Origin of the sequence: Aurantimicrobium sp. (assembly GCF_036667855.1) — a bacterium.
Taxonomy (GTDB): Bacteria; Actinomycetota; Actinomycetes; order Actinomycetales; family Microbacteriaceae; genus Aurantimicrobium.
In genome coordinates this window covers 1-9,262 of sequence record NZ_JAVWTF010000053.1, presented here as the reverse complement: position 1 = coordinate 9,262, position 9,262 = coordinate 1, and the positions used below count along the sequence as shown (strand labels likewise).

Here is a 9,262-nt window from a genome sequence, read left to right as displayed (position 1 = left end):
AGCGCTGTGAGGGAAACAAACTAGGCATGACAAGGCGAGGACGAACAACAGCCACCGGCGCTCTGCGCACCTTCGACTTGTTCGCGGAATCACGCAAGGCTCGGACGACCGAATGGTCCGAGGCGCGTGTCACTTCAGAATGTCTACCCACAGTTTTCTGATTTTAGCCCAGAAGACTGTGAAACAGCCACCAGAGTGGCTCTGAACAGGGGTTTTAGTTGTTTCCGAGAGAAAGAAGCAGGTCCACAACGGCATCGAGCACAGCATCAACCTGTGCCTCGTCATAGCCACCACGTGCAGCGCGGAAGGTGACGGAGCGGACATCTGCCACACTCAGTGGCTCTCCGTGGAGCAAAAAGGCCAGTACACGATCTGCGAAGGCGTCAACATCCTTGACGGCATAGCCCTGAGCTAAGAAAGCTGCACGGGTGAAACGGTGTTTGGGTTCACGCGAGAAACGTGCGGTCAGCACGGCAGAGTTCTGGCTGGCTTTCTCCAGCCATGCAGCTTCACCCATGGTGGCCAGGGCAACAGCCCGCTCACGCTCAGCAAAAGCAGTCTCAAGACGCTCGAGAGCACCATCAACGTGACGTGTGGAGTATCCACCTTTAGCCAGCCCAAAAGAGGTGTCACGAATAGCGTGGGAGGTGAGTGTTGATGCACCAGCGATATTGCTGTCATAGGCAATACGTGCTTCAGCGATGAACGCATCCACTTCAGCAGTGTTATAGCCGCGGGTGCCACGTGTGACGCGGGGGAAAGTCATACTCACAAGCTTTATTGTTTCAGAGAAATCTGTGCGTTAGTGCACAACAAGTGAATAGATCACAAAAGTCACGAAGGCGGAAGGAAGAATCGAGTCCAAGCGGTCCAAGAAACCACCGTGACCGGCAAGCCAGGAGCTCATGTCCTTCACACCGATGGTGCGCTTGATGTGAGACTCACCAAGGTCACCTAACGTCGCGGTAACCAAGATAATTGGTCCCATAATCAAACCAAACCACCAGGGCTGTCCAATCATGAAGATGCTCAGCAGCGTTGCCGCGATGATGGCAGAAAGTGCAGCTCCAGCAAAACCTTCCCAGGTCTTTTTCGGACTGATCTTGGGTGCCATGGGGTGCTTACCAAAGTTCAAACCGCTGACATAGGCGCCGGTATCGACGGAGACCACGATGATGAGGAAAGCCAGGGTCCACCACTGACCATCTGGCTTGGCCACCAAAGCCACAGCAAAGCTACCCAATACCGTGACATAGGCCTGCACAAAGACGGCAGCAAGGAAGTCTTTACGCAGGCTCACATCAGCGGTGGCATGGTAATCACGCTTGATTTCTATAAAACGCCACAACGTGACAACCACGGCACCACCCAGGGCAACCAGCAGCGCAGCCCCAATACCGTAGAAATACGCTGCAGGCACAGCTAGGACTGTGGCAAAAGCAGTGGGAATGCGAGGAACGCGGCATCCCATTGCTTGCAAAGCAGTCGCGAGCTCAACTGCTGAGATACCCAGCAGCACCGCAGCAAAGAGCATAAACAGGTCTTTATTAACCAACAGGCTCAGCAGCAGCAAACCACCGAGGACAATACCGATGCCGATGGCGCCAAGAAGATTACGACCCGACTTCGCCTTGATGCGCTCGTTTGTCTTTTCGAACTGCATCCGGCGGGCTTCGAGCTGACGCTCAAAGTCTGCACGGGTCGCCCGAAACTGCGCATGCAACTCACCAGCAGGATTTCTCCTGCTGTGTTCATCGCGATTCGGATTCTCGTTCATGGCAGTGGCCAGAGAAAAGGCTAAACCTTGAGGAGTTCAGCTTCCTTGTGCTTGAGAGCTTCGTCGATAGCGTCAACATACTTCTTGGTGATGACTTCGAGTTCCTTTTCACCACGAGCACGCTCGTCGTCGCCGAGCTCACCCTTGAAGGCGTCGATGCCATCCTTGGCGCTGCGGCGAATGTTACGAAGAGAAACCTTGGCGTCTTCAGCCTTGGTCTTCACAATCTTGACATATTCCTTACGACGCTCTTCGGTGAGCTCAGGCATGGTGACACGAATAACGTTGCCGTCGTTGGTGGGGTTAGCGTCCAGGTTGGGCACGTCGCGGATAGCCTGCTCGATGTCGCGCAGAGCGGTCTTGTCGAAGGGGGTGATCAGCAGGGTGCGAGCTTCAGGGTTCTGCATAGAAGCCAGCTGTGCCAACGGAGTGGGGCTGCCGTAGTAGGTGACCATGACCTTCTGGAACATGGCAGGGTTCGCCCGACCGGTGCGGACACTCGAGAAATCTTCTTTGGCTACTTCAACAGCCTTGGCCATGCGCTCTGAGGCATCTGACAGTACTTCCGCAATCACGGTAACTCCTTGAAATTTGGTGCGTTAGAGCCAGTCTAGTTGGTGACCAGCGTGCCGATCTTTTCGCCCAGAATGGCCTTGGTGATGTTGCCGGAAGGCTCCATACCGAAGACGCGCATAGGCATCTTGTTGTCCATGCAGAGGCTGAAAGCTGTGGAGTCGACCACCTTGAGTCCACGCTTGAGGGCGTCACGGAAGGTGACGGTCTCCAGCTTCTCTGCACTGGGGTCAGTCTTGGGGTCTGCGGTGTAGACACCGTCAACACCGTTCTTGGCAACAAGAACCTCATCAGCATGAATTTCGAGTGCACGCTGGGCTGAAACTGTGTCGGTTGAGAAGAAAGGAAGACCTGCACCAGCACCAAAAACGACGACGCGACCCTTTTCCAAGTGACGAATAGCGCGCAGAGGAAGATAAGGCTCAGCAACTTGACTCATCGCAATAGCTGACTGCACACGGGTTGCAGCACCTGCCTGCTCGAGGAAGTCTTGAAGAGCCAGAGCGTTCATCACGGTACCGAGCATGCCCATGTAGTCCGCGCGTGCGCGGTCCATTCCGCGCTGGGACAGCTCAGCTCCGCGGAAGAAGTTACCGCCACCAACAACCACGGCGATATCAACGTGCTCGGAAGCTGCCGCGATTTCGCGGGCAATTGCGCTGACCACATCAGGGTTTACACCCAGTCCTCCGCCACCGAATGCCTCACCCGAGAGCTTGAGTAGTACGCGACGGCGGGTGTTTGTCGGCATGAGGTTCCTTATCTAAAAGCAGTGGCGCTAAGACCAATTTACATGGGCATCACAGGGCTCGGAACTACCGGCACACATGAAAGAAGCCCAGTCCTTTCGGACCGGGCTTCTTTACGAATCGTTCTAACGACTATGCGCCAACCTTGAAACGAGCGAAGCCCGTCACGGTGATGCCAGCGTTGTCGAGGACCTGCTGGACCTTGAACTTGTTGTCGCGAGAGTATTCCTGCTCGAGCAGAGCGATCTGCTTGATGTATGCAGAGATACGACCGTCAACGATCTTCTCCAGCTGAGCTTCGGGCTTGCCCTCGTTACGGCTGATCTCGGTAACGATGGCGCGCTCCTTCTCAATGTCCTCTGCAGGAACATCTGCGCGGCTCAGGTACACAGGGTCAGCGAAGGAGATGTGCTGTGCAATTGCACGAGCAGTCTCTGCGTCGTCACCGGTGTAGGCAACCACAACACCAACCTGAGGAGGAAGGTCCTGGCTGGTCTGGTGCAGGTAGATGGAGAACTTGTCACCGCTGAAAGCAGCGAGACGACGAAGTTCGATCTTCTCACCCAGGATTGCTGCCTCATCTGCGATGAGCTCAGCAACGGTCTGTGAACCAGCAGCTGCTGCCAGGCCTGCGTCAACCGAGGTTGCGCCAGCTGCAGATACTGCGTCGAGAACCTTCGCTGCGAGTGCAACGAACTTGTCACCCTTAGCCACGAAGTCGGTCTCGCACGCGAGCTCGATCATGGTTGCGGTGCCGTTCTCTTCCTTGGCAGCAACGAGGCCTTCGCTGGTGGAGCGGTCGGCACGCTTCGCGTTACCCTTTGCTCCCTTGAGACGAAGAATCTCGGTTGCCTTCTCCAAGTCACCGTTTGCTTCGGTGAGGGCGTTCTTGGTGTCGACCATGCCGGTGCCGAGGCGCTCGCGCAGGGTCTTGAGGTCTTCCATGCTGAAAGATGCCATAGTTCTAGCTCCTAATTAAGGCTTGAAAGTGGGAAATTATTCTGCTGCGGGCTTCTTGGCAGCAGGCTTCTTAGCGGCAGGCTTCTTTTCTGCAGCGTCAGCCTTGGGAGCAGCAGCCTTCTTTGCAGCAGGCTTCTTCTCAGCAGCAGCCTCAGCTACTACCTCTTCAGCAACAACTTCAGCAACTGCCTCAACGACGGCTGCCTCTACTGCGGCTTCTGCACCAGCTTCGAGGAGTTCGCGCTCCCACTCAGCCAATGGCTCAGCAGATTCACCCTCAGCAGGCTTCTGGTGGCGCTGGATCAGGCCCTCAGCTACTGCATCAGCGATAACGCGGGTCAACAGACCGACAGAGCGGATTGCGTCGTCGTTACCAGGGATGGGGTAAGTCATCTCGTCTGGGTCACAGTTGGTGTCGAGGATACCAATAACGGGGATACCAAGCTTCTGAGCCTCCTGGATTGCCAGGTGCTCCTTCTTGGTGTCAACAACCCAGATTGCGGAAGGGGTCTTGGTCAGGTTGCGGATACCACCGAGGCTCTTGTGGAGCTTGTCGAGTTCGCGCTTCTTGATCAGAAGTTCCTTCTTGGTGAAGCCACTCTTCGTGGTGTCTTCGAAGTCGAGCTCTTCGAGCTCCTTCATACGTGCGAGGCGCTTACCAACGGTGTTGAAGTTGGTGAGGAGGCCACCGAGCCAACGCTGGTTGACGTAAGGCTGACCTACGCGGGTTGCCTGCTCGAGGATTGCTTCCTGAGCCTGCTTCTTGGTTCCAACGAAGAGAACGGTTCCACCGTGTGCAACGGTTTCCTTCACGAACTCGTAAGCGTTGTCGATGTGCTGCAGAGACTGCTGCAGGTCGATGATGTGGATACCGGAACGCTCAGCAAGAACGAAACGCTTTACTTTCGGGTTCCAACGGCGGGTCTGGTGACCAAAGTGAACGCCGCTGTCGAGCAGCTGGCGGATTGTTACGACGGCCATGGCCATCTCCTTTTCTTGGCATGTTTTGTGCACAGCACAACACACACCGCTTGCGGTTTTGTCGCGAGGACCGGTTGGTTCTCGCCCTAGTGCCCGATGCAATTCCCGCGAATCTGATTGCTCAGTTTCGACCGAAGGGTTTTGTCATACGTGTTGGGCACGCGAAGTCACCCCATAAATGGAGTGCTTGACCAGCATAACAGGCAAGATAGGGGTATGGCATCTTCAGCAACCGTCGCACTTCCGCCCAGCATCTCCCCCAAGAAGGCAGGTTTGGTGCTCACGGCACTGATTCTGGGTGCTGGCGTAGCAAACATGAACTTGGCTGTAGCCAACGTGGGTCTTCCTGACATTGGCCGAGACCTGGGCGCGTCACAGGCTGGACTCAACGTTGTCGCGGTTGGATTCTCCCTCGGTCTCGCTGCAACCGTGCTGTATTTGGGCGCCTTAGGTGACCGTTACGGCCGCAAGCTGATGCTGCTGGCCGGTTTGATCATTGGTGTTCCGGCAGCGTTTATGTCGGCACTCTCCCCCAGCGTTGAAATGCTGGCACTATCCCGGTTGATTGGTGGTTTTGCTGCCGGTATGGCCTACCCCACCACCTTGGCGTTGATCACGGCGCTGTGGTCTGGCCCTGCTCGCACACGCGCGATTGCACTCTGGTCAGCCATTGGTGCGGCGATGTCCGCCTCTTCCACCCTCCTGGCTGGCGCCGTCCTGATGATTCTGCCCTGGGGATACTCGTTCCTTATTGCTGTGCCATTCGCCGTGGTCGCCATCTTCTTGGTGTGGCGCCTGGTTCCTGCCCATGTGAATGAAACCACCGACAAAGTAGATCACCTCGGTGGTGTTCTCTCCGCACTCTTTATCGGAACACTCGTGATGGGCATCAACTACATCGCACTGGATGGTCAACTCGACATTGCCATCGCCACACTAGGCGCTTCCGTTGTGTTTGGTTTCTTGTTCTTCTGGCGCCAAAAGCGTGCCAGTGAACCACTCTTTGACCTGAAATATGCCGTGCGGCCACCGTTTTGGGTCGCTGCCGTTTCCGGCATCATCGTCTTTGGTTCATTGATGGGGGCCATGTTTGTGGGACAGCAGTTCTTGCAGAACGTCCTCGGATACAACACCCTGCAGGCTGGCCTCGCCATCATTCCTTCAGCTCTGGCGATGGTGATTGTGGCGCCGTTCTCAAGCCGCATGATTGAGAATTATGGTTCTCGCATTACCTTGCTGGTGGGCTTCGTTGTCTGCATGGCTGGGTTCTTGACCATGTTGTTTGGTTGGAATATTCACACCCCCCTCGCCATCGTGATTATTAGCTACGTCTTGATTGGTGCCGGTGTGGGCTTTGCGGGAACTCCAGCCAGCCACGCTCTGACTGACTCTGTTCCCGTCACTAAGGTGGGTATGGCATCTGGAACTGGTGACCTGCAGCGTGACCTAGGTGGCTCGATCATGCAGTCACTCCTTGGCGCGATCCTCGGGGCCGGCTATGCCGCCGCGATTGCAAAGTCGATTTCTGAAGCACCTGCAGCCACACAGGCAGAGATCACCACCAGCATTGGTGCCACGCTCAAGAAATCCTTCGGCAGTGCCGCGGATCTGGCCTCCAAGTATCCGGATTACTCACAGGCCATCATGGACGCTGCCAAGCAATCCTTCTTGGATGGCGCTAACTGGGCCTATGCCTCTGGCATCTTTGTCATGCTCATTGGCATGATCATCACGTTCTTCTTCTTCCCCAAGAAGAACCGCGAGCGTGAACTCTATGCCGAATATGCCAAGCAGTCCTCCACAGTTCACTAGAGCGCAACTTCTGCACTGAAAGTTTGAAACACTGACCTGAGAACACCACTACAGCTCATGCTCTGAGGCATGTGGGGATTTCAGAACAACGACTTTGCCAAACTTCTTGCCACCAGCTTGTTCTGTGTGGCGATTGCAGTGACGCTCAACGCTTCCCCGGCCCATGCCTTGCGCGCAGGGAGCTGGTCCTGGCCATTGGTCGGAGCTCACACCATCTCTCGCGGCTATGAGGCACCCAGCGTTTTCTATGGCGCAGGTCATCGAGGCATCGATCTCGTTGCCGAAGTGGGGCAAGAAGTCCTTGCCCCTGCCGATGGCGTGGTTCATTTTGTGGGCACCGTGGTCGACCGGGAACTCATCTCACTCGATCACGGACAGTTTCTTTCCACGTTCGAACCAGTGACCTCCACCCTCACCGAAGGAGATCGTGTCACCCGAGGCCAAGTCATCGGAACACTCACCACGAGTACTCACTGCACGTGCCTTCACATGGGTGCCAGGCAGGGCAAGGACTATCTCTCACCCCTAGCCATGCTGGCGTCTATCCCAGCGGCAGTGTTACTGCCCTGGGATTAGGAGACTAAACCGGGTTGGACTTGTGCAGCGCAATTGCGGTGCGAATGGCAGCGCGAGCACGCTTACGGTCGCCCGAGGCGTCATAAGCCAGACCCAAACGACACCACGCCCGCCAGCTGGCAGGTTCTGCATCCACGGCAGCGGCATATTCAGGGAATTCTTTATCCGCATCGGAGCGAATAGGACGTCCACTGGGACGATGTGGAAGGTCATCTCCAGGAAGAGAACCTTCAGATTTCAGAATGTTGACCAACTTGGTCGAAGAGATACCAAAAGCAATCTCACGCCACAGCGCCCACGCTCCGACAATTGGCAACACAATCAGCGCGACACCCATCACGATGGCAACAGGAACGCCCGTGCTGATCATGACCACGCCCTGATAGGCCGCAGCCCACAAATACAACGCCAGCAGCGCTGCCATGAGCAATGCTCCAAGAACTGCGCGCATCAGGAGAATGTTTAGAGGTTAATCACGCGGTCAAGACCGACGATTTTGCCGGAAAGACCAGGAAGTGCCCGAATGGCAGCCATGATGCCCGCTTCATAAGAGCGGTCAGAGAGAGTGGTGTGGGTAATGGTGACGGTTTCACCGTTGCCGCCAAAGATGACATCCTGCTTGGCCACAACGCCTTCCATGCGCAGCGAGTGCACAGGAACACCAGCAACCAGCTGACCACGAGCACGTTGGTCAGCGTGGGGAGCCTGAACATCCTGATCACGCACCTTGCCAATGCGCTCAGCAGTACTGACGGCAGTTCCTGAAGGTGAGTCAACCTTGTGGATGCCGTGCGCCTCGATGATCTCGATGGAGTCAAAGTGCTTAGCTGCCAAGGTGGCGAGGTGTGCAGAGAGTGCAGAACCAAGCGAGAAGTTCGAAATGAAGATCACACCGACTTCGGGGTGAGATTCGATCAGAGGCTCAACCTGGTTGATGCGCTCTGCTGACCAACCCGAGGTGCCAATCATGATGGACTTGCCGTTCTCCACAGCAAACTCGAGAACCTTGCGGCTAATCGACGGCAAAGAGACGTCTACGACAATGTCTGCCACGAGCATTTCACTCAGATCACTCTGTGAACCCAACTGGGCAGCAAGGGTGAAGTCCTCTGATTCATTGATCAGACGGCACACAAGTGAGCCCAGTTTTCCTGAGGCACCAACGACGGCAACGGATGTAGTCACGAGTCAAGTCTAGATTGTGTAGGCGTCAGGAATACCCGAACGCAATTCCACGGGCAGGTGGCCGAGGTCATTGTGTGAAACCAGAGCCCAGGGGCGACCTGGACGCTGCTGCAGAACAGTAATTCCACAGTTTGCCTGGTTCAAGGTGACCCACTTCCATGCCGGTGCACCGAGGGCTTCCAGCACAAACCACGCAATGACGTTGTTGTGAGTAACCAGCAGATCTGTTTCGCCCTGGCGGCCCGGAGCGAGGAATTCTGCAACAGCATCTGCCATCTGGGCAGAGCCTGCTTCAATATCTGCCTCAGTTACAGAACCAAAGAACGGATCGAAGACCGAGGGAGTTTCTTCGCTCTTGCCGGCAGGGATGCAGTCCATCAACAACGCAGAAGGCTCCGTGGTCACACCCTGCATTTGCTCACTCATCACGCGCACGGTTTCCCATGCCCGCTCCAGAGGTGAGTGCCACACATGAGAGAACTCAACATCGGCAAGACGACGTCCCACAGCCTCTGCCTGCGCAATACCGCGCGGCGAGAGTGGACCGTCAATGACGCCATGCTCGGCGTCGAGTTGTTCGCCGTGACGAACCAAGATGATGTTGTGTGCCATGAATTACCCCTCAGAAAGGATACGCGATAACGCGGCC

Annotated in this window: 11 protein-coding genes; 2 read left to right on the top strand and 9 right to left on the bottom strand. The window is 55.9% G+C overall.

The genetic code is table 11. The features are described from left to right. Positions 1 to 214 precede the first annotated feature (214 nt). The 6 genes from RR877_RS08970 to rpsB all read right to left on the bottom strand — a co-directional run bounded on the left by RR877_RS08970 (position 215) and on the right by rpsB (position 5,040). Positions 215 to 766 (bottom strand): DivIVA domain-containing protein, encoded by a 552-nt coding sequence (locus tag RR877_RS08970; protein WP_332550859.1) that lies wholly within the window; start codon positions 764 to 766, stop codon positions 215 to 217. A gap of 36 nt (positions 767 to 802) precedes the next feature. Further along, positions 803 to 1,777 carry a phosphatidate cytidylyltransferase gene (locus RR877_RS08965; protein ID WP_332550858.1) on the bottom strand — a complete coding sequence of 325 codons (975 nt, stop codon included), beginning with the start codon at positions 1,775 to 1,777 and terminating at the stop codon, positions 803 to 805. Between the two features lie 20 nt (positions 1,778 to 1,797). After that, positions 1,798 to 2,352: a ribosome recycling factor gene (gene frr, locus RR877_RS08960; RefSeq protein ID WP_110233785.1), complete on the bottom strand. Its 555-nt coding sequence runs from the start codon at positions 2,350 to 2,352 to the stop codon at positions 1,798 to 1,800. Positions 2,353 to 2,387: 35 nt separating this feature from the next. Further along, positions 2,388 to 3,101 (bottom strand): UMP kinase, encoded by a 714-nt coding sequence (gene pyrH / locus RR877_RS08955; RefSeq protein WP_110233788.1) that lies wholly within the window; start codon positions 3,099 to 3,101, stop codon positions 2,388 to 2,390. A gap of 130 nt (positions 3,102 to 3,231) precedes the next feature. Continuing rightward, a complete protein-coding gene (gene tsf, locus RR877_RS08950) occupies positions 3,232 to 4,059 on the bottom strand; it encodes a translation elongation factor Ts (RefSeq protein ID WP_280800971.1) in 828 nt (275 codons plus the stop codon). Positions 4,060 to 4,095: 36 nt separating this feature from the next. Then, a complete protein-coding gene (rpsB, locus tag RR877_RS08945) occupies positions 4,096 to 5,040 on the bottom strand; it encodes a 30S ribosomal protein S2 (protein WP_277495158.1) in 945 nt (314 codons plus the stop codon). Between the two features lie 216 nt (positions 5,041 to 5,256). On the opposite strand from rpsB, the gene RR877_RS08940 reads away from it, so the two are divergent. Further along, the gene (locus RR877_RS08940; RefSeq protein WP_332550857.1) at positions 5,257 to 6,852 is read left to right on the top strand and encodes an MFS transporter; all 1,596 of its coding nucleotides are present in this window, start codon (positions 5,257 to 5,259) and stop codon (positions 6,850 to 6,852) included. Between the two features lie 69 nt (positions 6,853 to 6,921). Further along, complete coding sequence (locus RR877_RS08935) at positions 6,922 to 7,428, top strand: peptidoglycan DD-metalloendopeptidase family protein (RefSeq protein WP_332550856.1); 507 nt, start codon at positions 6,922 to 6,924, stop codon at positions 7,426 to 7,428. Positions 7,429 to 7,432: 4 nt separating this feature from the next. Here RR877_RS08935 and RR877_RS08930 read toward each other — a convergent pair whose 3' ends face one another. The 3 genes from RR877_RS08930 to RR877_RS08920 are packed head-to-tail and all read right to left on the bottom strand — an operon-like array spanning position 7,433 to position 9,225. After that, positions 7,433 to 7,879, bottom strand: a complete 447-nt coding sequence (locus RR877_RS08930) for a hypothetical protein (RefSeq protein WP_332550855.1) — start codon at positions 7,877 to 7,879, stop codon at positions 7,433 to 7,435. Between the two features lie 11 nt (positions 7,880 to 7,890). Further along, positions 7,891 to 8,613: a 4-hydroxy-tetrahydrodipicolinate reductase gene (gene dapB, locus RR877_RS08925; protein ID WP_280796361.1), complete on the bottom strand. Its 723-nt coding sequence runs from the start codon at positions 8,611 to 8,613 to the stop codon at positions 7,891 to 7,893. A gap of 9 nt (positions 8,614 to 8,622) precedes the next feature. Beyond that, entirely contained in the window at positions 8,623 to 9,225 is a 603-nt protein-coding gene (locus tag RR877_RS08920; protein WP_280794290.1) for a histidine phosphatase family protein, read from the bottom strand. Between the last annotated feature and the right edge of the window lie 37 nt (positions 9,226 to 9,262).

Bases quoted from the DNA above. Each gene is read 5' to 3' on its own strand.
- RR877_RS08965 (WP_332550858.1), bottom strand. From the start codon at position 1,777: ATGAACGAGAATCCGAATCGCGATGAACACAGCAGGAGAAATCCTGCT.
- RR877_RS08970 (WP_332550859.1), bottom strand. From the start codon at position 766: ATGACTTTCCCCCGCGTCACACGTGGCACCCGCGGCTATAACACTGCT.
- rpsB (WP_277495158.1), bottom strand. From the start codon at position 5,040: ATGGCCGTCGTAACAATCCGCCAGCTGCTCGACAGCGGCGTTCACTTT.
- pyrH (WP_110233788.1), bottom strand. From the start codon at position 3,101: ATGCCGACAAACACCCGCCGTCGCGTACTACTCAAGCTCTCGGGTGAG.
- tsf (WP_280800971.1), bottom strand. From the start codon at position 4,059: ATGGCATCTTTCAGCATGGAAGACCTCAAGACCCTGCGCGAGCGCCTC.
- RR877_RS08930 (WP_332550855.1), bottom strand. From the start codon at position 7,879: ATGCGCGCAGTTCTTGGAGCATTGCTCATGGCAGCGCTGCTGGCGTTG.
- RR877_RS08920 (WP_280794290.1), bottom strand. From the start codon at position 9,225: ATGGCACACAACATCATCTTGGTTCGTCACGGCGAACAACTCGACGCC.
- RR877_RS08940 (WP_332550857.1), top strand. From the start codon at position 5,257: ATGGCATCTTCAGCAACCGTCGCACTTCCGCCCAGCATCTCCCCCAAG.
- RR877_RS08935 (WP_332550856.1), top strand. From the start codon at position 6,922: ATGTGGGGATTTCAGAACAACGACTTTGCCAAACTTCTTGCCACCAGC.